We start from the raw sequence: 22,568 nt of genomic DNA on the forward strand, positions 1-22,568 counted from the left end.
TTGCTCGCCCTGCTTCAGGATGAAGGCCTTCTGCGCCTCCGTGAACTTCGATGCTTTCATGCGATTCCGCTCCTCTCCCAGCCAGGGAAATCTAGCGGAAAACTCTAGCCGCAAACGATCCAGTTTTCAGGGGGCAGAGCACCAGCGGTCCAATGTTGGGGAGCAGAACAATGGTTGGGCAGACTCTACATCATGGCGAGGGATTTCATGGGGGGCAGGTCAAACTGGTTGGCCTTTTCAAAGCGGTGGCCATTATCGTTCAAGTCTATGCGCTAGATGGATCAGCGGTCCTTGGCCACGATTAACTGAGTGTCATAGTTCCTGCATGCTTCCGAAAACTTTGCAGGTGGGTAGTCATCTGTTACGAACATGTCGATTTCAGGCAATCCAGCTATCTTGATCGGCGCTTTTCGTTCGAATTTTGAGATGTCTGCGACTAGGAAAACTTTGTCACTTCGCCCTATGATTGTTTGGCTTACGCCTACTTCACGGGTGTCAAAATCCAAAATGTCACCCTCTGGGTGGAGAGCGGAGCATCCGACAATTGCGAAGTCAAAGCGAAACCTTGAAATCGTTTCTCGCGCAACTGCACCCACAAGACCTCCATCAGACTTTCGTAAATCACCACCAGTCACCACAACATCAACACTTGAATCATGCGACAGCTTGTTTGCGATGTTGAGATTGTTAGTCACAACTAGCAACCCAGTATGCCGTCGCAACTCTGTGGCTACTGCTTCAGTGGTCGTTCCGATGTTCAAGAACAACGAACAATCGTTCGGAATGTGTTTCACGCATTCTCTAGCGATATCGACCTTGGAAGGCTGATTCAGCTCCTGCCGTTCCATATACCCAATGTTCATCGTGGTCGATGGGAGTATGGCGCCTCCGTGAACGCGTTCGAGTTGGCCAGAATCTGCCAGTTCTGTGAGGTCTTTTCTAATCGTTTGCGGCGTTACTCCAAAGTACTCAACCAACCGGTCGACGGTCACTCTGCCTTCTCGCCTAGCGATCTCGATTATTTCAGGCTTTCGCAATGTCTGAACCATTGTGCCTCCCTATTCTTGGTCGAACATAGTTTGTTTGCTTGCGTTTCGCGAACATCGGCGTTCGTTTTGACTTCGAATCGGCGACAAAGGCGTTCGCGCACGCTTTCGGATAGATAGTTAGCAAAAAATAATAATTTATTCAAATAGATAACAAGAAAAGAAAGAAAACGAAAAGAAAATCCTTCCATTTGCGTGCGTTTTCTGGTCAAAAGTATTGGCGGTCTGGAGAACCGCATTGGGAGGATCACCATGCAAACAGACTATGACCTGTTGGTCATCGGCGGAGGTATTAACGGATGCGGGATTGCCCGCGACGCCGCTGGCCGAGGGCTAAAAGTTTGCCTCGTGGAAATGAACGACCTTGGCGGCGCGACTTCGGCATCTTCGACCAAACTTTTCCATGGCGGGCTCCGCTATCTTGAATACTTCGAATTTCGGCTTGTGCGCGAGGCTCTGATCGAAAGAGAAGTGTTGCTAAAGGCGATGCCACATATTTCATGGCCAATGCGGTTTGTGCTTCCTTATCACGGGGATATGCGGTTCGACTCTACGACCCCAACGTCTAAGTTGCTCAGCACAGCAATGCCGTGGATGAAGGGCCGTCGCCCTGCTTGGCTTATCCGCTTGGGCTTGTTTCTATACGACAATCTCGGTGGTCGCGAAATCCTACCGGGCACGGTCAGCCTCGACCTGAGTTCGGCGCCCGAAGGTGCTCCGCTGAACGACAAATTCAAAAGAGCATTTGAATACTCCGATTGTTGGGTCGAAGATTCGCGTCTGGTTGTTCTCAATGCGCGAGATGCAGAAAAAAGAGGCGCGGATATCCTCACGCGGGAGAAAGTTGTATCAACGGATGTTTCCAATGGCCGTTGGAAGGTCACCCTGAAGAATTCGAACTCTGGCAGCAAAACTATGCGCACTGCAAAGATGGTAGTGAATGCTGCGGGGCCTTGGGTTGGGGACGTCCTTCGCGGCACTTTGAAGAGCAACAGTTCGGCGGGCGTTCGATTGGTACGCGGCAGTCACATCGTGACAAAGAAGCTATTTGACCACGACAAGTGCTATTTTTTTCAAGGTACCGATGGTCGAATTATTTTCGCCATCCCCTACGAAACGGATTTTACACTCATCGGAACAACGGATGTCGAACACACCGATCCATCTGAGAAGCCAGAATGCACTGATGAAGAACGCGATTACTTGATCCAGTTCATCAACCACTACATTGCTAAACCGATCACGACAGAAGATGTCGTCTGGAACTATTCAGGGGTTCGCCCTCTCTATGATGATGGTGCAGACAGTGCGACGGCGGCGACGCGGGATTATGTTCTAAAGGTCGATAAGTCCCGCGGCGCTCCTGCACTGAACGTTTTCGGTGGCAAAATCACCACGTACCGCTGCCTCGCCGAAAGCGCGATGGAAGAAATCGAGAGAGAGCTCGCTTTTACAGGCGAGCCTTGGACAGCGGGTGTATCGATGCCCGGCGGCGACTTCCCGGTCGATGGGGTGGAAACCTTAGTCAAGCAACTTCGCGACCAGTTCGATTTCATCGACCAACGCTGGGCGCTTCGGTTGGTACGAGCATATGGCACCGATGCAAAAAAAATATTGAGCAATGCCAAAGTGTCTGAGGACCTTGGGCGTAATTTTGGCGCTTCGTTGACTGAAGCCGAGGTCGTATGGCTCATGGACAAAGAATATGCGCAACGCGCAGCGGACGTCGCTTGGCGCAGAAGTAAACTCGGGCTTCGAATGACGTCAGAGCAAATCACAGAACTCGATAAATGGATGACCGCGCGCGCATTAGCTGCGTCCACGGCAGCTGCAGAATAGGGGAGGGGTTTTAGCAAATGTCGCTCGAATTGAAAGGCGTTTCGAAGGTCGTGAATGGCCAAACGCACATCTACGAAACTGATCTTACGCTGGAAAAAGGTACCATGAACGTTCTCTTGGGCCCCACGTTGTCCGGCAAAACCTCCCTGATGCGTCTTATGGCGGGTCTTGATAAACCTGCAACCGGCAAAATTATTTGGGAAGGTAAGGACGTTACCGACATGAAGGTTCAGGACCGACATGTCGCGATGGTTTACCAACAGTTCATCAATTACCCATCGATGACTGTTTACGATAACATCGCTTCACCACTCAAATTGATGGGCAAAAACAAGGGCGAAATCGATCGGGCAGTTCAAAAATCGGCAGAGCTTATGCAACTTACTCCGATGCTTGACCGCAAACCGCTTGAGCTATCCGGCGGTCAGCAACAAAGATGTGCTTTGGCCAGGGCTCTGGTCAAAGACGCGGGCCTTGTGTTGCTAGATGAACCACTTGCGAATCTTGACTACAAACTCCGCGAAGAACTGCGCGTTGAGATTCCGAAGATTTTTGAAGAATCCGGGGCCATCTTTGTGTATGCAACCACCGAGCCGGAAGAAGCTCTTTTGCTGGGTGGTAATACCGCGGCGCTTTGGGAAGGTCGCGTAACTCAATTTGGTCTGACGCCGACCGTTTACAGGCAGCCTGTCGACGCAACGACCGCGCGTGTTTTCAGCGATCCACCAATGAATTTCCTGAACGTCAGCAAAACCGGACAGCGTATCATGTTCGGCGATGGGCAATCTGCGCCAGCAGTCGGCCCCATGGCGGATTTGTCGGATGGGCGCTACATCGCGGGTTTCCGTCCCAACCACGTTGAAATCCTATCGCACACGGCAAGTGCCATGAGCTTTGAGACGCGGCTTATGGTGACCGAACTTACCGGCTCCGAGACCTTTGTGCATCTGGATCATCACGGCGAAAAATGGGTCGGCCTGGTGCATGGCGTGCACGACCTGGAAATTGGCGCACCACTCACGGTCTATCTGGACCCAAGTCATGTTTATATCTTCAGCGAAAACGGCGATCTGGTTTCTCCCGCGTCGTACGCTCTGGCCGCGTAAGGAGGGGGACGATGGCTAAAATAACACTGGATAATCTGGCGCATTCATACTTTCCGAACCCAAAGTCTGAAGATGACTTTGCGCTGAAAGAACTGAACCACGTTTGGGCCGATGGTGAGGCATATGCCCTGCTTGGGTCTTCGGGCTGTGGCAAGTCGACCCTTTTGAATATCATCTCGGGCCTTTTGCACCCCAGCCAGGGGCGCATCCTGTTTGACGATGTGGACGTTACCGCCGCAACTACAGCAGAACGGAACATTGCGCAGGTTTTCCAATTCCCGGTGGTTTATGACACCATGACGGTGCGCGATAACCTTGCGTTTCCGCTGAAAAACCGTGGTGAAAGCCCGCAGTATATCGCAGAACGTGTGCAGCAGATCGGCGCGATGATCGGAATGGAGCACGAGCTGGACCGCCGCGCGCGCGGCCTTACGGCGGACGCAAAGCAAAAGATCTCGCTGGGTCGCGGTATGGTGCGCGAGGATGTCAACGCGTTGCTTTTTGATGAGCCGCTGACGGTGATTGACCCTCATATGAAGTGGGAACTGCGCACCCAGCTGAAATCCCTGCATCATGAATTCGGTCACACCATGATCTACGTGACCCATGACCAGACCGAGGCGCTTACTTTTGCCGACAAGGTCGTTGTCATGTACGACGGGCGCGTTGTTCAGATTGGCACGCCGGAAGAGCTGTTTGAAAAGCCCGAACATACATTTGTCGGCTATTTCATCGGATCGCCGGGGATGAATGTGATCTCGGCCGATGTCGAAGGCAATATGGCCAATATCCACGGTGTATCGGTTGGTCTGGGCCAGTCTTATGCCTCGATGCAGGGCAAAGTTGAGATCGGCGTTCGGCCGGAATTTGTGACGCTTACTGACGGCGAAGGACTGCCTGTCAAGGTCAGGCGGGTTGAGGATGTCGGTCGGCACAAAATCGTGCGCGCAGACCTATTCGGAAAAGACATCAACATTGTCGCGAACGAAGACACGTCGATTTCGCCGGATATGAATCGGGTGATCTTCGACCCGGCAAAAGTGAATGTTTACGAAAACGACTGGTTGAAGGAAGGGGAGGCCGCCTGATGGAAAAGACAGTCAATCACAAGGCTTGGTTTCTGGTTCTTCCGGTTCTGGTACTGGTCGCTTTCTCCGCGGTTATCCCGCTGATGACCGTGGTCAACTACTCGGTACAGGATACCTTTGGGAACAACGAATTTTTCTGGGCCGGTCTCGACTGGTTCGAAGAAATGCTGAACTCAGACCGCCTTTGGTCCGCGTTCTGGCGTCAATTGATGTTCTCGGGGATCATTCTCGCGATCGAGATACCGCTGGGGATCTTTGTAGCCCTGAATATGCCCAAAAGCGGATTCTGGTCCAGTTTCTGTCTGGTTCTGATGTCGCTGCCACTGTTGATCCCATGGAACGTGGTCGGCACCATCTGGCAGATTTTCGGACGCGTTGATATCGGACTGCTCGGCTATACGCTGGATGCGCTTGGCATCAACTACAACTACACGCAGAATATTTTTGCCGCATGGGCCACGATCATCGTCATGGATGTCTGGCACTGGACCTCATTGGTGGCGCTGCTTGCCTTCGCGGGTCTGAAATCCATCCCGGACGCGTATTATCAGGCCGCAAAGATCGACCAGGCATCGCGCTGGAATGTATTTCGCTACATAGAGCTTCCGAAGATGATGGGCGTGCTGATGATCGCGGTGCTGCTGCGGTTCATGGACAGCTTCATGATCTACACCGAACCATTCGTGGTCACAGGCGGTGGACCCGGTAACGCGACCACATTGCTTTCGATTGACCTTGTGAAGATGGCTCTTGGGCAGTTTGACCTTGGTCCGGCGGCAGCATTCTCAATCATGTACAACCTTGTGATCCTGACGCTGGCATATGTGTTCTACACCGTCATGACCACCATGGACAAAAAGGGAGTTTGATCCATGGCTGATGTATCTGCAAACGCAACATCGTTGACCGTTTCAGCCCGAAAAGCACCTCGGGCGCGAGTCAAAGGTTCAACGATCGTAATGACCTTGTACCTGCTCTTTCTGATGCTGCCGATCTATTGGCTGATCAATATGAGCTTGAAATCGAACACCGAAATCCTGAACACATTCACTCTGTGGCCGAACGATCTGACCTTCGCTAACTATGCCACGATCCTTTCGGATCCGGCGTGGTATTCAGGCTACATCAATTCAATGATCTATGTGGTTCTGAACACCGTGATCAGCCTGACCGTCGCATTGCCCGCAGCTTATGCGTTCAGCCGGTACACCTTTATGGGGGACAAACACCTGTTCTTCTGGCTGCTGACAAACCGGATGGCACCACCTGCGGTTTTCGCACTGCCGTTCTTTCAGCTCTATTCGTCGGTGGGTCTGTTTGACACGCATATTGCGGTGGCCCTGGCGCATTGTCTGTTCAATGTTCCCCTGGCGGTCTGGATCCTCGAAGGGTTCATGCGCGGCGTGCCCAAAGAAATTGATGAGACGGCCTATATCGACGGATACTCGTTCGGGAAGTTCTTTGTGAAGATCTTCATGCCGCTTATTTCCTCGGGTATCGGCGTAGCGGCATTCTTCTGCTTCATGTTCTCGTGGGTGGAACTGCTGCTCAGCCGCACATTGACCACTGTAGACGCCAAACCGATCGCTGCGATCATGACGCGCACCCAGGGTGCGGCAGGGATCGATTGGGGTGTGTTGGCGGCAGCGGGTGTGCTGACGCTCGTTCCTGGCGCCTTGGTTATCTACTTCGTACGCAACTACATCGCCAAGGGTTTCGCCCTGGGCCGCGTTTAACTCAGACCGGAGGACTCGAGATATGGACTGGATGGCTTGGACCGTACCGACTGCACTGTTCTTTGGCTTCATTGCAACCACACTGGTGATCTTCACTGTACTGGCGATCAAATTCCCAGAAACACCGCGCAAAGGTGTTTTGGGAATGGAGACGACAAGAGGGGATCGTCTTTTCATCACACTTCTCGGCTCGGCCTTTATCAATCTGGCTTGGCTGGGACTCATCGGCGCAAATCAACCTTACGCGCTTATCGTCTGCCTCGTTTATGCCGTCGCGGTCTTCCGCTGGGTGTGAACGTTGTAGGAGGACCTTGGCCTTGGTGGGCTCTGGGAACTCAGTTTTAAAAGTCGTTTCCGCAATAGGGAGGAAATAATGAACTACATGCTCAAATCAAGCACAGCGGTGGCGCTGGCACTTGGACTGACAAGTGCTCCCGCCTTCGCCGACATGGACGCTGCAAAGGCGTTCCTAGACGCGGAGATCGGCGATCTGTCTGTTCTGTCGCGTGAAGAACAAGAAGCCGAGATGCAGTTCTTCGTCGATGCTGCCAAGCCTTTCGCTGGCATGGACATCAAGGTTGTTTCCGAAACGATCGCAACCCACCAATACGAAAGTGAAGTCCTCGCTCCTGCCTTTGAGGCAATCACGGGCATCAAGGTTACACACGACCTCATTGGCGAAGGTGACGTTGTTGAGAAACTGCAGACGCAAATGCAGTCGGGTGAAAACATCTATGACGCCTATATCAACGACTCCGACTTGATCGGTACCCATTGGCGCTATCAGCAGGTGCGTAACCTGACCGACTGGATGGCGTTTGAGGGTAAGGATGTTACCCTCCCAACCCTGGATGTTGAGGATTTCATCGGAACCAGCTTTACCACAGGTCCTGACGGAAAACTCTATCAGCTGCCGACCCAGCAATTTGCGAACCTTTACTGGTTCCGCTACGACTGGTTCAACGACGAAAAGAACAAGGCGGACTTTAAAGCAGCCTATGGTTATGATCTTGGCGTTCCGGTCAACTGGTCGGCGTATGAGGACATTGCTGAGTTCTTTACCGGTCGCGATCTGAGCCATCTGGGTGTTGAAGGCGAAGTCTTTGGCAACATGGACTACGGCAAGAAAGACCCGTCGCTGGGTTGGCGCTATACCGATGCCTGGCTGTCGATGGCTGGCGTGGGTGACGTTGGTGAACCCAACGGGCTGCCGGTCGACGAATGGGGCATTCGCGTCAACGAAAACTCGCAGCCGGTCGGATCTTGTGTTACCCGTGGTGGCGCGACGAACTCTCCGGCGGCTGTCTATGCTGTGGCCAAGGCGATTGAATGGCTGGAGAAATACTCGCCCCCCGCAGCGGCAGGCATGACCTTCTCCGAGGCCGGACCGATCCCAGCGCAGGGCAACATTGCCCAGCAGATGTTCTGGTACACAGCCTTCACCGCCGCCACCGTCGAACCTGACCTGCCGGTCATGAACGAAGATGGCACGCCGAAATGGCGCATGGCGCCGTCTCCGCACGGTGTGTACTGGAAAGAAGGTCAGAAGATCGGCTATCAGGACGCCGGTTCCTGGACCCTGATGAAGTCGACCCCGGAAGATCGCGCCAAGGCCGCGTGGCTGTACGCTCAGTTCGTTGTGTCGAAAACCGTCGATCTGAAAAAATCCGATGTTGGTCTGACGTTCATTCGTGAAAGCACCATCGATAGTGACCACTTTACAGAACGTGCAGACAAGCTGGGTGGATTGATCGAATTCTACCGTTCGCCGGCTCGGGTTCAGTGGTCACCGACCGGAACCAACGTTCCTGACTATCCCAAGCTGGCGCAGCTGTGGTGGCAGAACATTGGTGACGCGATGTCGGGCGCAAAAACGCCTCAAGAAGCCCTGGATGCGTTGTGTGCTGACCAGGAACGCGTTCTTGAGCGTTTGGAGCGCGCCGGCGTCCAAGGCGATCTCGGACCTGTCATGAATGACGAACAGGATCCGGGGTACTGGTTCTCCCAGCCGGGCGCTCCTTATCCGATGATCGAAAACGAGGACGAAGATCCGAAAACCGTCTCTTATGACGAACTGATCAAGTCCTGGCAGTAAGCTCAGGGTTCCTCCCCGGTGCGGGGCGCGAAGGCGCCCCGTGCCACCAACTTACTCTTCCATACTCCTGATGGCTCTCCCCGAGCCCAACTCGGGCGGTTTAACCACCGCTCCCCTTTTTTGCGGCCAATTGACCAAGGCAAACCCAATGAAATACGTACTCGCAGTTGACCAAGGGACAACCTCGACCCGCGCAATCATCTTTGACGAAACGTTGAAAGTAGTAGCTACTTCGCAAGATGAGTTTGATCAACACTTCCCGCAGTCGGGTTGGGTTGAGCATGTACCTGACGATTTGTGGGCCTCATCAGCTGGGACGTGCCGCGCCGTAATTGAACGTGCTGGTGTTGATCCAAAAGACATTGTTTCAATCGGTATAACAAACCAGCGCGAAACCACCATAGTATGGGACAAAGCAACTGGCCAACCGATCTACAATGCCATTGTTTGGCAAGACCGCCGAACTTCCAACTACTGCGAGCAACTGCGAGCAGCTGGTCACAGCGATATGTTTGCCGACCGGACTGGCCTTCTGATTGATCCTTACTTTTCTTCAACAAAGCTCAAGTGGATTCTCGATCACGTTGATGGCGCTCGCGAACGGGCACGCCGGGGCGAACTGCTATTCGGTACGGTGGATACATTCCTGATCTGGAAACTGACCGGCGGAAAGGTGCATGCAACCGACGCGACAAATGCTGCCCGCACCATGCTCTATGACATTCGCAAAGGTCGTTGGAGCAGCACGATTTGTGCTCTTTTCGACATACCGATGGAGATGCTACCTGAAGTCAAGGATAGCGCTGCAGACTTTGGTTTGAGCCGCGCTGATCTATTCGGTCGCGAAATCCCAATTTGTGGTGTAGCAGGCGATCAACAAGCTGCCACGCTCGGACAAGCTTGCTTCGAACCAGGTATGTTGAAAGCTACATATGGTACAGGCTGCTTTGCACTGCTGAACACCGGGAACACTCCGGTGCAATCGAAAAACCGACTACTGACCACAATCGCATATCAACTGAACGGCCAGCCTACATATGCGCTGGAAGGTTCAATTTTTATCGCCGGTGCAGTTGTCCAATGGCTACGGGACGGTCTTCGGATTATCCATGAGGCCTCTGAAACGCAGGCTTTAGCTGAAAAAGCAGACCCGACGCAGAATGTCGTTTTGGTACCGGCTTTCACCGGGTTAGGTGCCCCATATTGGAAGCCTGATTGCCGTGGATCTGTATTCGGACTTACCCGAAACTCCGGGCCCAACGAGTTAGCGAAAGCCGCGTTAGAGAGCGTGGCATTCCAAACACGCGATCTGCTTGAAGCAATGACTTCTGACATTGGGGCCAAGGTAGACAACGCCGTGCTTCGCGTAGACGGAGGCATGAGTGCGTCTGATTGGGCGATGCAGTTTCTAGCAGATATCATCGATGGACCAGTAGACAGGCCTCAGATTCTTGAGACAACAGCTCTTGGAGTTGCGTGGCTTGCAGGCATGCATGTCGGCGCGATGCCTGAAAGGGAAGAATTCGCCAAACACTGGGCACTCGAGCGCGAGTTTGTGCCCTTGATGGATCAAAAGACGCGTGCAAGAAAGTACGGTGCGTGGAAACGCGCGGTCGATTGCACCTTGGCGTTCTAGATGGCGCCGCACTTTCATATCAATACGCCAACCTCGGTACATTTTGGTGTGGGTGTCTCACAGGCGCTGAAATCGGTTCTGCCAAATCCTACGGATGCCGTGTTGATGGTGCGTGGGAAATCCGAGACAAACTCTCTTCCAATCAAAAAGGACCTTGAGAAACACGGTGTTGTTGTCCATCAGATTTCGGTTACCTCAGAGCCTAGCGTTGCGACAGTCAATTCGGCCCTTGATAAGGTGGCTGGAAAAGAATGCTGTGCGATCATAGCCTGTGGCGGAGGCTCCGTATTGGATACGGCAAAGGCACTTCGATTTTGTCTGGAGCTTGGCGCTAAACTCCCTGAAGACATTGCGACAGTTGATCAGGCGGACTTGCAGGCCGACGCCTCAATAGTACTAGTAGCCATTCCAACAACTGCGGGAACAGGTGCGGAAGTCACAAATAACGCCGTGTTAGATGTGTCGAATTCAAAAGCCAGCCTCAGAGGTCTACGCCTCTTCCCGTCATTTGCTTTGGTCGACCCTGCATTGCTTTCTTCCGCTCCAAAAGCTGTAGCCATAGGGGCTGGTCTCGATGCGGTCACACAAACCATTGAGGCCTACACGTCCCGTCTGTCGTCGCCATTCACCGAAGCAATCACGGAACCCAATATACGATTGGGAGCATGGGCTGTCCGCAAAGTTGTCGAAAGGGGTGACCAAGACTCCTGGACACAAATGGGGTGGGTGAGTTTGAGCAGTGGTCTGGCTCTTTCCAATGGGGGCCTTGGTGCCGCGCACGGATTGGCAGCAGTTTTAGGGAGCAGGCTTAAAGCACCACATGGCCTCTTGTGTGGACGACTACTAGGACCTGTTTTGATTCAGAACCGTTCTGTTGCTCAGATCGGGTCTGAGACGCTTCGTAAAATTGAAAGCAGCATCGAAGCTTTGGCTGAAACTTTCTCAGAACCGCTTGGCAAAAATGAGCTTTCTGGTTTTGAGGCTTGGCTGAATCGGAATCGCGTCCCGCGGTTGCGGGACTATTCAACCGACAAGGCCGACTTTGATGAAATCGCAGAGGCAGCAGTTTTTGCCTCTTCAAGCACAAAGAACGCCGTGCCGCTAAGAAAAGCGGATTTCCGAGAAATTCTTGATGCAGCTTACTGAAGCGAGAGAGAGATGACTAACAATCGTACAAACACAAAGATTGTCGCGACCTTAGGTCCAGCGTCGCGGGACAAGGAAGTAATCAAATCCCTGGTTGAGCACGGAGCGAATGTTTTTCGACTGAACATGAGCCACGGTGACCAGGAAACCATCGAAAAGACCCATGCAACTATTCGAGAGGTCGAGAATGAACTCGGCCAGCCAATCGGAATTTTAGCCGACCTCCAAGGGCCGAAAATCCGCTGCGGAGTTTTTGAGGGAAGTGCCCACGAATTGACTGTTGGCAGCACTTTTACTTTCGACAATGACCCTAAGCCAGGGGATTCTGAGCGGGTTCAGCTTCCCCATCCTGAGATTCTTGAAGCATTGAAGCCTGGCTCGACCATTCTTGTGAATGACGGGAAGCTTCGGTTGGTTGTTCGTGAATGCAACAACACCGCGGCTCAATGTGAAGTATTGGTTGGGGGGCAGATCTCAGATCGGAAAGGGGTAAACCTACCGGATGTTTTGCTTCCACTAAGCGCCCTGAGCACCAAGGACCGAAGCGATCTGGAATTCGTTTGTAATCTCGGCGTGGATTGGTTGGCCTTGTCCTTCGTCCAGAAAGCAGCAGACGTAGAAGAAGCCGCTGATCTCGTGAAGGGCAGGGCAAGGACCATTGCAAAAATCGAGAAACCGCTCGCAGTCGACAATTTTGATAAAATTCTTGAAGTTTCGGATGGCATTATGGTCGCGAGGGGGGATCTCGGTGTCGAACTCCCCGTCCAAGAAGTTCCTCGGGTTCAGCGAAGTCTTGTCGCCAAGGCTCGGGCGGCAGGTAAGCCAGTCATCGTTGCGACGCAAATGCTTGAGAGCATGATCGATGCCCCCGTACCGACACGGGCTGAGGTCTCCGACGTAGCAACTGCAATCTATGACGGCGCAGACGCTGTTATGCTGTCGGCGGAGACAGCAGCCGGGCAGTTTCCCTGCGAGGCCGTGAGCGTCATGTCGGCCGTTGCAAGAGAAACTGAGTCAGACCCCAAGTATGCAGAGCTCATGGCAGTACGTGAGCCTGACGAGATAGAGATAGATACGTCTCACGCTATTGCAGCTGCGGCCCGGGAGATTTCAGACCGCGCTCGTATTTCAGCTATTTGTTGCTTTACTCAATCCGGCACGACCGCGTTCCTCGTGGCACGTGAGAAACCGAGTAAACCTGTTCTTGCTTTAACCCCAAGCGAACAAACCGCGCGGCAGCTCTGTTTGGTTTGGGGGCTTCAAAGCATCGTTGTTCCGCAAGCATCGCGCTTCAAAGAAGCAGGCATATTCGCTTGTGAGCAGTGTCTCTCGCATGGTCTGGCCGCAACAGGCGACGAGATCGTTTTTACCGCAGGCGTTCCGATTGAGGACGCCGGAACCACCAACATTCTCCGAGTTTGGAGAGTTTGATTTGCGCAGTAATGTTAGCGCTAAAAGGAGAACGCCATGACTACGGTAGCAATCAACGGCTTTGGCAGGATCGGACGAAATGTTCTTCGGGCCATTGTCGAAGCTGGCCGGACGGACTTAGAGGTCGTTGCAATCAATGACCTTGGTCCTGTCGAGACCAATGCACACTTGATGAAGTATGATAGCGTGCACGGCCGCTTCAATGGAGAGGTCAAAGCAACCGATTCCACTATCGACGTTGGACGCGGGCCGATGGACGTGACCGCCATCCGGAATCCGGCTGAACTGCCGTGGAGCGGGGTCGATGTTGTGCTCGAATGCACTGGAATTTTCACGTCAAAGGAAGCGTGCCAAGCTCACCTCGACAACGGGTCAAAACGTGTATTGATCTCTGCTCCCGGAAAGGACGCCGACAAAACAATTGTGTTTGGGGTCAACCACGACACGCTTTCATCAGAGGACGTCGTGGTTTCGAATGCGTCTTGCACCACAAACTGCTTGTCTCCAGTCGCAAAGGTACTGAATGAGACCGTTGGTATCGCCAAAGGCTTTATGACAACCATTCACAGCTACACAGGCGACCAACCGACCCTCGATACGATGCACAAGGACCTGTACCGCGCTCGTGCGGCGGCCATGAGCATGATCCCGACCTCAACCGGCGCCGCTAAGGCTGTTGGCTTAGTCTTGCCCGATCTGAATGGAAAGCTCGATGGCGTAGCAATCCGTGTACCCACACCGAACGTTTCAGTGGTCGATCTGACTTTTGAAGCTGTGCGTGAGACGAGTGTCGAAGAAATTAACGAAGCCATTCGATCTGCGGCGAACGGCTCTTTGAAGGGCATTCTAGGTGTCACCGACGAAAAGCTAGTGAGCCAAGATTTCAACCATGATCCGCATTCATCCATCTTCGCAACCGACCAGACGAAAATCTTGGACGGTAATATGTGCCGAATTTTGAGTTGGTACGACAACGAATGGGGCTTTTCGAACCGCATGGCGGATACTGCTGTCGCGATGGGCAAGCTTATTTGAGGACGAGAATATGAGCCAAATTTCAAAGATTAACGCCCGTGAGATTCTGGATAGTCGGGGCAATCCGACGGTTGAGGTGGATGTGCTTCTGGTAGATGGTAGTTTCGGTCGGGCAGCTGTACCATCTGGCGCTTCAACTGGCGCACACGAGGCTGTCGAAAAGCGTGATGGAGACAAAACCCGCTATTTGGGCAAAGGCGTCACGCAAGCGGTCGCTTCTGTTAATGGTGAGATATCTGACGCTTTGCTTGGCGCAGAAGCTACTGACCAAGTTGCCATCGACCAAATTATGATTGATCTCGATGGCACGTCAAACAAGGGTAGACTAGGCGCAAACGCTATCCTTGGGGTATCCCTTGCATGCGCAAAAGCCGCGGCGGAGCATACCGGTCAACCGTTGTTTAGGTATGTGGGCGGTACTTCCACCCGTGTGTTGCCTGTACCAATGATGAACATCATCAATGGCGGGGAGCACGCTGATAACCCAATCGATATTCAAGAATTCATGATCATGCCCGTTTCTGCGCAGAATATCAGCGAAGCTATTCGCATGGGCTCCGAGGTGTTTCATGTCTTGAAAAAAGAGTTGTCCTCGGCTGGTTACAACACTGGAATTGGAGACGAAGGCGGCTTTGCACCGGCGCTTCCCTCGACGCGGCTCGCGCTGGATTTTATCAATACTGCCGTAGAAAAGGCTGGCTATGGTCTAGGGAAGGACATCTTCCTCGCGCTCGACTGCGCCTCGACAGAATACTATGTCGACGGCAAATACGAGATGAATGGCGAGGGTGTTTCCCTCACTTCGGCGGAGAACGCAGACTATCTTGCGGCACTCTGTGATGACTACCCGATTATCTCCATTGAAGACGGCATGGCCGAAGACGATTGGGAGGGATGGAAACTCCTCACTGACAAAATCGGTCAGAATGTTCAGCTTGTTGGAGATGACCTTTTTGTGACTAATCCTGCGCGATTGGCGGATGGCATTAGTCAAGGCGTTGCCAACTCAATGCTTGTAAAGGTCAATCAAATCGGATCCCTGACCGAGACATTGCAAGCCGTAGAGATGGCACATCGCGCGCGCTACACGAATGTCATGTCTCACCGGTCTGGAGAGACTGAAGATACAACAATCTCCGACTTGGCCGTTGCAACCAATTGCGGCCAGATTAAAACTGGCTCGCTTTCGCGATCTGATCGTCTGGCCAAGTACAATCAGCTTTTGCGAATTGAAGAAACTCTTGGTGAGAGCGCATTGTATGCCGGTCGCTCTGTTTTGAAGGCGTGACCAGATGAAAAATACAGCTCAAACTGAGCCGTTTCTGGTCATCGGAAACTGGAAGATGAACGGCACGCGAGAACTGTTACACAAGTTCGCATGTGATCTAGAAACGACGGCACCCGCAGGTTGCACACAAGTTCTGTGTCTACCCTCTGTTATTATTCCAAATGCAGTTGATGCATTGGCGGACCACAATATCGAAATTGGTGGGCAAAACTGTAGCAGTCATCCATCAGGAGCCTTCACTGGCGAAGTCTCTTCCACCATGCTGGTGGAAGCAGGTGCCAAATGGGTCATTGTTGGTCACTCCGAGCGCAGAACAGGCTTTTCTGAGACTGACGAAGAGGTTAACAGCAAAGCCGATGCCGCTATAACTGGTGGCTTGGTTCCTATCATCTGTGTCGGCGAATGCTCTGCTGATCGCGAAGACGGCAGACATCTTGATGTAATATTGGATCAACTGGCAGCGTCTACGCCCTCAAACTTACAGTTAGGGGAAGCCGTCATTGCGTACGAGCCTGTCTGGGCAATTGGGAGCGGCAAGTCGGCGTCAGAAGATCAGGTGCGTGAAGCCCATGATGCTATCGCCGCGTGGCTAAAAGAGAACCTTGTGCCTTTACCAGTTCTCTACGGAGGCTCGGTGAAGCCGGATTCTGCGGCCGATCTCGCGGCAATTCGCAACGTCGATGGTTTTCTCGTCGGCGGTGCGTCACTTGACCCGGCGTCGTTCAAGGGTATCGGGACCGTCTCATCCGAAACACTGAGTAAAGCCCAGAGGTGAGCAAGATGACTTCGCCTATTAAGCGCATTGATGGCGTCACCCTGAGTGACAAACGCGTCCTAATGAGGGCTGATTTGAACTTGCCGGTTCAAGATGGGTTGGTTTCCGATTGGACCCGGCTCGAACGTTGTACGCCGACAATCCGACATATCATCGACCGTGGCGGGCAGGTTGTTCTTCTGTCACACTTCGGGCGACCTGCTGGCCAATATGACCCACAGCTCTCCTTCAAAGAACTGTTGCCGCAAATTCGGGACAAGCTCGCGCTTAGCTGTGAGCTACTTGATCACCGGGGCGAGCTACCGCTTGCAAGTTTGAACGCCCAGCAAGAGATCGCCGACGTATTACTCGTCGATAACACTCGATTTTTCTCAGGAGAGACTACCGGTGACCAGACGCTGAGCCGTGCGATTGCGGAATTGGGTGATTGTTTTTGCTTAGATGCGTTTTCCGTCTCGCACAGAAACCACACGACTGTGACCGGACTGGCAAGCTTTTTGCCAAGCTTCGCGGGTTTTTCACTGGCTGATGAGTTGGACGCACTGAACGCAACGCTTGCAACAATTGGTCGCCCGTGCGTCGCGATTGTTGGCGGTGCCAAAGTTTCAACCAAAATTGACGTTCTTCGAAACCTGATACCCAAGACAGATACACTGATCGTCGGTGGTGGAATGGCCAATACGTTCCTCAAAGCTATCGGGTATGAGATTGGCTCTTCGCTGGTTGAAGATGATCAATTGTCGACTGCGCGGGAGATCATGCAATTTGCTGACTCGTTTGATTGCGCCCTTGTCCTCCCAACAGACGTAGCTACCCACCATACTTTTGCCAGCACGGACAAGGCGCTCGTTTGCGACATAAAGGACGTTGGTGAGTCTGCGATGATATTGGACTTTGGTCCTACGAGCATGGCTTCGATAAAGGGCATCGTCTCCTCAGCCAAAACGTTGCTGTGGAATGGTCCGCTTGGTGCTTTCGAAATAATTCCGTTCGAAATCGCATCCGTCGAAGTCGCGAAGTTTGTTGCGAACCGTTGCGCATCTGGTGAACTGAAAGCTGTTGCTGGGGGTGGAGACACGCTCGCCTTACTGGCAAAGGCCGGTGTCTCAGATGATTTCACGTTCTGCAGTACAGGTGGTGGCGCTTTCCTAGAGTGGCTTGAAGGCAAAAAATTACCTGGTTTGTCGATCCTATCGACAGTCTCCTGACACTCCCTAATCTGGAACAATTGAACTGATGAGTTTCAAAAAGATCCTGATCGCCAATCGGGGCGAGATTGCCATCCGCGTCATGCGCGCCGCGAATGAGATGGGCAAACGCACCGTGGCTGTCTTTGCCGAAGAAGATAAGCTGGGCCTGCACCGGTTCAAAGCGGATGAGGCTTATCGGATTGGCGAAGGAATGGGGCCGGTTGCCGCCTATCTGAGCATTGATGAAATCATCCGTGTCGCCAAGGAATGTGGCGCAGACGCGATCCATCCCGGCTATGGCCTGTTGTCAGAAAACCCCGATTTCGTGGACGCCTGTGTGCAAAACGGCATCACCTTCATTGGTCCCAAGGCCGAAACAATGCGCGCGCTTGGCGACAAGGCCAGCGCGCGGAAGGTGGCAATTGCCGCAGACGTTCCGGTCATCCCCGCGACCGAGGTTCTGGGCGATGACATGGATACCATTCGCAAAGAAGCCGCCGAGATCGGCTATCCGCTGATGCTGAAAGCGTCCTGGGGTGGCGGTGGACGCGGGATGCGCCCGATCCTGTCCGAAGATGAGCTGGAAGAGAAGGTTCTGGAAGGTCGCCGCGAGGCTGAAGCCGCATTTGGCAATGGCGAAGGGTATCTGGAAAAGATGATCACCCGCGCCCGCCATGTCGAGGTGCAGATTCTGGGCGACAAACATGGCGAGATTTATCACCTGTATGAACGCGACTGCTCGGTCCAGCGCCGCAACCAGAAAGTTGTGGAACGCGCGCCTGCCCCGTATCTGTCGGAAGAGCAGCGTGCCGAAATCTGCGAGCTGGGCCGCCGCATCTGCGCCCATGTGAACTATGAATGCGCGGGCACGGTCGAATTCCTGATGGATATGAACACCGGCAAGTTCTACTTCATCGAGGTCAATCCGCGCGTGCAGGTGGAACATACCGTCACTGAAGAAGTCACCGGCATCGATATCGTTCAGGCGCAGATTCTGATCGCCGAAGGCAAGACCCTGGCCGAAGCCACCGGCAAAGCCAGCCAGGACGACATCCGCCTGAACGGCCACGCCCTGCAAACACGCGTGACCACCGAGGACCCGCTGAACAACTTCATCCCCGATTATGGCCGCATCACCGCCTATCGCTCGGCCACCGGCATGGGCATTCGTCTGGATGGCGGCACCGCTTATGCGGGCGGGGTAATCACCAGATATTATGACTCGCTGCTGACCAAAGTGACCGCGTGGGCTCCGACTCCCGAAAAAGCGATTGCACGGATGGACCGTGCGCTGCGCGAATTCCGTGTGCGCGGCGTTTCCACCAACATCGCCTTTGTCGAGAACCTGCTGAAACACCCGACTTTCCTGTCGAATGAATACACCACCAAGTTTATCGACGAGACGGCAGACCTGTTCCAGTTCAAAAAACGCCGCGACCGGGGCACCAAGGTTCTGACCTATATCGCCGACATCTCGGTGAACGGGCATCCTGAAACCAAGGACCGCCCGATGCCCCGGCCGGACCTGAAAGAGGCCAAGCCCCCAGCGTTGAAGGGTGAGCCCAAAATGGGCACCCGCAACCTGCTGGAGCAGAAAGGCCCGCAGGCCGTGGCCGATTGGATGAAGGCGCAGCGGCAGTTGCTGATCACCGACACCACAATGCGGGACGGCCACCAGTCGCTGCTGGCCACCCGGATGCGGTCGATCGACATGATCAAGGTCGCGCCTAGCTATGCGGCGAACCTGCCGCAGTTGTTCAGCGTTGAATGCTGGGGCGGTGCGACCTTTGATGTGGCCTATCGGTTCCTGCAGGAATGCCCGTGGCAACGCCTGCGCGACCTGCGCGAAGGGATGCCGAACCTGATGACCCAGATGCTGCTGCGCGGGGCCAATGGCGTCGGATATACCAATTATCCCGACAACGTGGTGCAGGAGTTTGTCCGTCAGGCGTCGCAGAATATCGACGTGTTCCGCGTCTTCGACTCGCTGAACTGGGTCGAGAACATGCGCGTGGCCATGGATGCGGTGGTCGAGAACGGTAAGATCTGTGAAGGCACCGTTTGTTACACCGGGGATATCCTCGATCCGGATCGCGCCAAGTATGACCTGAAATACTATGTCGGCATGGCGAAGGAACTGCGCGACGCAGGCGCGCATGTGCTGGGTCTGAAAGATATGGCCGGTCTGCTGAAACCGGCCTCGGCCCGTGTTCTGATCCGGGCGCTAAAGGAAGAGGTCGGCCTGCCGATCCACTTCCACACACCCGCCCCCGCAGGCATCGCCAGTGCCACCCTTCTGGCGGCCTCCGAGGCGGGTGTGCACGCGGTGGATTGCGCGATGGACAGCTTCTCGGGCAACACCAGCCAGGCAACGCTGGGCACCGTGGTCGAGGCCCTGCGCCATACCGAGCGTGACACCGGATTGGACATCAAGGCGATCCGCGAGATCAGCGATTATTTCGAGGCCGTGCGCGGCCAGTACGCGGCGTTCGAATCCAGCCTGCAGGCCCCGGCCTCCGAGGTTTACTTGCACGAAATGCCCGGCGGCCAGTTCACAAACCTCAAGGCACAGGCGCGGTCCTTGGGGCTTGAGGAACGCTGGCACGAGGTTGCCCAGATGTATGCTGACGTGAACCAGATGTTCGGTGATATCGTCAAGGTAACGCCCTCATCCAAGGTTGTTGGTGACATGGCGCTGATGATGGTCAGCCAGGGCCTGACCCGCGACGATGTTGAGAACCCGACAACGGACGTGGCCTTCCCCGACTCGGTCGTCGATATGATGCGCGGCAATCTGGGTCAGCCTCCGGGTGGCTTCCCTGACACGATCATCAAAAAGGTTCTGAAAGACGAAGCCCCCAACACCGACCGCCCCGGCAAAGACGTGCCTGCGGTTGATCTGGAGGCCACCCGCGCCGATCTGTCCAAGCAGATGGAAGGCAAAGAGGTCGATGACGAAGACCTGAACGGCTATCTTATGTACCCCAAGGTGTTCCTGGATTACATGGGCCGCCACCGGACCTACGGCCCGGTCCGAACTCTTCCAACGCGCACCTTCTTCTACGGCATGGAGCCGGGTGAAGAAATCACCGCCGAGATCGACCCGGGCAAGACGCTGGAAATCCGCTGTCAGGCCATTGGCGAGACCGATGAGAAAGGCGAAGTCAAAGTATTCTTCGAACTCAACGGCCAGCCCCGCGTGATCCGGGTGCCGAACCGTCTGGTCAAAGCGTCGACAGCGCAACGGCCCAAGGCCGAAGCTGGCAACGCAAACCATATCGGCGCACCGATGCCGGGTGTCGTTGCCACCGTTGCGGTCAGCGCCGGTCAGGACGTGCACGAGGGCGACCTGCTGCTGACCATCGAGGCGATGAAGATGGAAACCGGCATCCATGCCGAGCGCGACGCTGTGGTCAAGGCCGTCCACGTTCAGCCGGGTGGCCAGATTGACGCAAAGGACCTACTGGTCGAACTGGAGTGAAGTTAATGGTCAATACTAGAAATTCTGATTCCGGCAACACTGTCGTATTGGCTATCTTGGATGGGTGGGGTTTGCGCGCTGATGAACAATTTAACGCAATACGTCTTGCGAGTACGCCTACAGTCGATGCAGCGTTCGCAAACTATCCGTTTACGCAACTCATAGCACATGGCGAAGACGTAGGCCTTCCATCTGGCCAGATGGGCAACTCTGAGGTAGGCCACACCAATATAGGTGCCGGCCGTGTAGTAGAGATGGACCTTCCTCGCCTCAACAAGGTTTTTGAAAGCGCCAATTGTAGAGAAATTCCTGAAATCAAGGATTTCATCAGTGAGGTTACAAGCCAAACCAGAACAATTCATTTGTTTGGTATTTTGTCGGACGGCGGTGTTCATGGGCACCAAAGCCATCTGATCAAAATGGCGAACACCTTAGCTGAAGTTGGGCTAACAGTTCGCTTGCATGTGGCCACAGATGGTCGGGATGTCGCTCCAAAATCTGCACTGCATTACCTTGCGGCGTTAGAAGCGGAGATAAATCCTGGGGTTGAGGTGGCGACCATCGGCGGCCGCTACTATGCCATGGATCGAAATGAAAACTGGGACCGCACCAGACTCACCTACGATGTAATGTGCGGTGGAGGGGAGGTGTTCCCTTGTGCGCATGATCTGATCAGTGCTTCTTATGCAAACGGAATACTGGATGAGTTCATTGTTCCCGCGCGCGTTGACGGTTTTGCTGGAATAAAGGACCGCGACGCACTGTTGTTCATGAACTTCCGTGCCGATCGCGTCCGTCAAATCTCTACCTTTTTCGGGGACAACTATGCACCAGGCGTGGACTTAACAACGAGGCCAATCCTCTCCTTTTTAGGGGGCTTGGTAAAGTACTCTGACAAGCACGAGATCTTTCTTTCGACGCTTTTCCCCGAGCCGGTAATACGACAAACCTTGGGTGAATGCGTCTCTAAGGCTGGCCTTAAGCAAATTAGGATAGCAGAAACTGAAAAGTATGCGCACGTCACCTTCTTCCTTAATGGAGGCATTGAAGAGCCATTCCTCGGCGAAGAACGTGTTCTTCAGCCTAGTCCAGACGTGGCCACATATGACCTTATTCCCGAAATGGCTGCGGAACAGGTGGCAATTTCTGTATGTGAGGCCATTGCATCAAGGAACTACGATCTCGTAGTGGTAAACTTCGCAAACCCAGATATGGTTGGTCACTCCGGCAAGTTGGATGCTGCTATCAAGGCCTGCGAGGCAGTTGATAGGGGACTTGAAAGAATTTTGGATGCCAGTTCTGCTTCAATGGCATCCGTATTGGTCACTGCAGACCATGGAAATTGCGAAGTCATGCAGGATCCGGAAACCGGTGCTCCCCACACGGCCCATACCATCAATCCGGTGCCCATCTGTCTCGTGAACGGGCCAAGCGAAGCCCGATTGAAGAACGGTGGGCGACTGGCGGACATAGCTCCAACTGTCCTGGAACTTCTCGGTGTAGAGCAACCAGCCGAAATGTCGGGAAAGTCGCTCCTCCTTTCAGCCGGCACGTAGGGGGAAAGCAGCAATTGACCGGGTGCTGCTAACAGCGCGCCAATAATCGGAACCAGTGCGGCCGAGGCTTCAAACAAGACGATAGTTCGCTTTGGGCAGAAAACTCTGATGCTAGGATTT

General features: G+C 53.9%; 17 protein-coding genes. 16 read left to right on the forward strand and 1 reads right to left on the reverse strand.

The features are described 5' to 3' along the window. Positions 1-281: 281 nt before the first annotated feature. A complete protein-coding gene (locus ACOQFT_RS01540; RefSeq protein WP_421596309.1) occupies positions 282-1,049 on the reverse strand; it encodes a DeoR/GlpR family DNA-binding transcription regulator in 768 nt (255 codons plus the stop codon). A 249-nt stretch (positions 1,050-1,298) separates the two neighbouring features. Between ACOQFT_RS01540 and glpD the strand changes: the two genes are divergently transcribed. The 16 genes from glpD (at position 1,299) to gpmI (ending at position 22,448) form a co-directional block, all read left to right on the forward strand. Then, positions 1,299-2,885 carry a glycerol-3-phosphate dehydrogenase gene (gene glpD, locus ACOQFT_RS01545; protein ID WP_421596310.1) on the forward strand — a complete coding sequence of 529 codons (1,587 nt, stop codon included), beginning with the start codon at positions 1,299-1,301 and terminating at the stop codon, positions 2,883-2,885. Positions 2,886-2,902: 17 nt separating this feature from the next. Next, positions 2,903-3,991, forward strand: coding sequence for an ABC transporter ATP-binding protein (locus ACOQFT_RS01550; protein WP_421596311.1), 1,089 nt, complete (start codon positions 2,903-2,905; stop codon positions 3,989-3,991). An 11-nt stretch (positions 3,992-4,002) separates the two neighbouring features. Beyond that, positions 4,003-5,079, forward strand: coding sequence for an ABC transporter ATP-binding protein (locus ACOQFT_RS01555; protein ID WP_421596312.1), 1,077 nt, complete (start codon positions 4,003-4,005; stop codon positions 5,077-5,079). After that, positions 5,079-5,948, forward strand: coding sequence for a carbohydrate ABC transporter permease (locus tag ACOQFT_RS01560; RefSeq protein ID WP_421596313.1), 870 nt, complete (start codon positions 5,079-5,081; stop codon positions 5,946-5,948). The genes ACOQFT_RS01555 and ACOQFT_RS01560 overlap by 1 nt, the downstream gene beginning before the upstream one ends. Before the next feature lie 3 nt (positions 5,949-5,951). Then, positions 5,952-6,815, forward strand: a complete 864-nt coding sequence (locus ACOQFT_RS01565; protein ID WP_421596314.1) for a carbohydrate ABC transporter permease — start codon at positions 5,952-5,954, stop codon at positions 6,813-6,815. Positions 6,816-6,837: 22 nt separating this feature from the next. Further along, the gene (locus ACOQFT_RS01570) at positions 6,838-7,110 is read left to right on the forward strand and encodes a DUF2160 domain-containing protein (protein ID WP_421596315.1); all 273 of its coding nucleotides are present in this window, start codon (positions 6,838-6,840) and stop codon (positions 7,108-7,110) included. Between the two features lie 78 nt (positions 7,111-7,188). Continuing rightward, entirely contained in the window at positions 7,189-8,910 is a 1,722-nt protein-coding gene (locus ACOQFT_RS01575) for an ABC transporter substrate-binding protein (protein ID WP_421596316.1), read from the forward strand. Between the two features lie 148 nt (positions 8,911-9,058). Next, complete coding sequence (gene glpK, locus ACOQFT_RS01580; RefSeq protein ID WP_421596317.1) at positions 9,059-10,546, forward strand: glycerol kinase GlpK; 1,488 nt, start codon at positions 9,059-9,061, stop codon at positions 10,544-10,546. Continuing rightward, positions 10,547-11,692: an iron-containing alcohol dehydrogenase gene (locus tag ACOQFT_RS01585; protein WP_421596318.1), complete on the forward strand. Its 1,146-nt coding sequence runs from the start codon at positions 10,547-10,549 to the stop codon at positions 11,690-11,692. Positions 11,693-11,704: 12 nt separating this feature from the next. Further along, on the forward strand, positions 11,705-13,123 hold the full coding sequence (gene pyk, locus ACOQFT_RS01590) for a pyruvate kinase (RefSeq protein WP_421596319.1): 1,419 nt from the start codon (positions 11,705-11,707) through the stop codon (positions 13,121-13,123). Between the two features lie 36 nt (positions 13,124-13,159). After that, complete coding sequence (gap, locus tag ACOQFT_RS01595) at positions 13,160-14,158, forward strand: type I glyceraldehyde-3-phosphate dehydrogenase (RefSeq protein ID WP_421596320.1); 999 nt, start codon at positions 13,160-13,162, stop codon at positions 14,156-14,158. Positions 14,159-14,168: 10 nt separating this feature from the next. After that, positions 14,169-15,446 (forward strand): phosphopyruvate hydratase, encoded by a 1,278-nt coding sequence (gene eno, locus ACOQFT_RS01600; RefSeq protein ID WP_421596321.1) that lies wholly within the window; start codon positions 14,169-14,171, stop codon positions 15,444-15,446. 4 nt (positions 15,447-15,450) lie between these two features. Next, the gene (tpiA, locus tag ACOQFT_RS01605; protein WP_421596322.1) at positions 15,451-16,221 is read left to right on the forward strand and encodes a triose-phosphate isomerase; all 771 of its coding nucleotides are present in this window, start codon (positions 15,451-15,453) and stop codon (positions 16,219-16,221) included. A 5-nt stretch (positions 16,222-16,226) separates the two neighbouring features. Then, positions 16,227-17,429, forward strand: coding sequence for a phosphoglycerate kinase (locus ACOQFT_RS01610; protein ID WP_421596323.1), 1,203 nt, complete (start codon positions 16,227-16,229; stop codon positions 17,427-17,429). Between the two features lie 25 nt (positions 17,430-17,454). After that, entirely contained in the window at positions 17,455-20,892 is a 3,438-nt protein-coding gene (locus tag ACOQFT_RS01615; protein ID WP_421596430.1) for a pyruvate carboxylase, read from the forward strand. 5 nt (positions 20,893-20,897) lie between these two features. Then, positions 20,898-22,448: a 2,3-bisphosphoglycerate-independent phosphoglycerate mutase gene (gpmI, locus tag ACOQFT_RS01620; RefSeq protein WP_421596324.1), complete on the forward strand. Its 1,551-nt coding sequence runs from the start codon at positions 20,898-20,900 to the stop codon at positions 22,446-22,448. The last annotated feature ends 120 nt before the right edge of the window (positions 22,449-22,568 follow it).

Origin of the sequence: Ruegeria sp. MALMAid1280 (genome assembly GCF_049195285.1) — a bacterium.
Taxonomy (GTDB): Bacteria; Pseudomonadota; Alphaproteobacteria; order Rhodobacterales; family Rhodobacteraceae; genus Ruegeria.

Coding starts and splice junctions, on each gene's coding strand:
- glpK (WP_421596317.1), top strand. CDS start 9,059: ATGAAATACGTACTCGCAGTTGACCAAGGGACAACCTCGACCCGCGCA.
- ACOQFT_RS01585 (WP_421596318.1), top strand. CDS start 10,547: ATGGCGCCGCACTTTCATATCAATACGCCAACCTCGGTACATTTTGGT.
- ACOQFT_RS01555 (WP_421596312.1), top strand. CDS start 4,003: ATGGCTAAAATAACACTGGATAATCTGGCGCATTCATACTTTCCGAAC.
- glpD (WP_421596310.1), top strand. CDS start 1,299: ATGCAAACAGACTATGACCTGTTGGTCATCGGCGGAGGTATTAACGGA.
- ACOQFT_RS01560 (WP_421596313.1), top strand. CDS start 5,079: ATGGAAAAGACAGTCAATCACAAGGCTTGGTTTCTGGTTCTTCCGGTT.
- pyk (WP_421596319.1), top strand. CDS start 11,705: ATGACTAACAATCGTACAAACACAAAGATTGTCGCGACCTTAGGTCCA.
- tpiA (WP_421596322.1), top strand. CDS start 15,451: ATGAAAAATACAGCTCAAACTGAGCCGTTTCTGGTCATCGGAAACTGG.
- ACOQFT_RS01565 (WP_421596314.1), top strand. CDS start 5,952: ATGGCTGATGTATCTGCAAACGCAACATCGTTGACCGTTTCAGCCCGA.
- gap (WP_421596320.1), top strand. CDS start 13,160: ATGACTACGGTAGCAATCAACGGCTTTGGCAGGATCGGACGAAATGTT.
- gpmI (WP_421596324.1), top strand. CDS start 20,898: ATGGTCAATACTAGAAATTCTGATTCCGGCAACACTGTCGTATTGGCT.
- ACOQFT_RS01610 (WP_421596323.1), top strand. CDS start 16,227: ATGACTTCGCCTATTAAGCGCATTGATGGCGTCACCCTGAGTGACAAA.
- ACOQFT_RS01570 (WP_421596315.1), top strand. CDS start 6,838: ATGGACTGGATGGCTTGGACCGTACCGACTGCACTGTTCTTTGGCTTC.
- ACOQFT_RS01550 (WP_421596311.1), top strand. CDS start 2,903: ATGTCGCTCGAATTGAAAGGCGTTTCGAAGGTCGTGAATGGCCAAACG.
- eno (WP_421596321.1), top strand. CDS start 14,169: ATGAGCCAAATTTCAAAGATTAACGCCCGTGAGATTCTGGATAGTCGG.
- ACOQFT_RS01575 (WP_421596316.1), top strand. CDS start 7,189: ATGAACTACATGCTCAAATCAAGCACAGCGGTGGCGCTGGCACTTGGA.
- ACOQFT_RS01540 (WP_421596309.1), bottom strand. CDS start 1,049: ATGGTTCAGACATTGCGAAAGCCTGAAATAATCGAGATCGCTAGGCGA.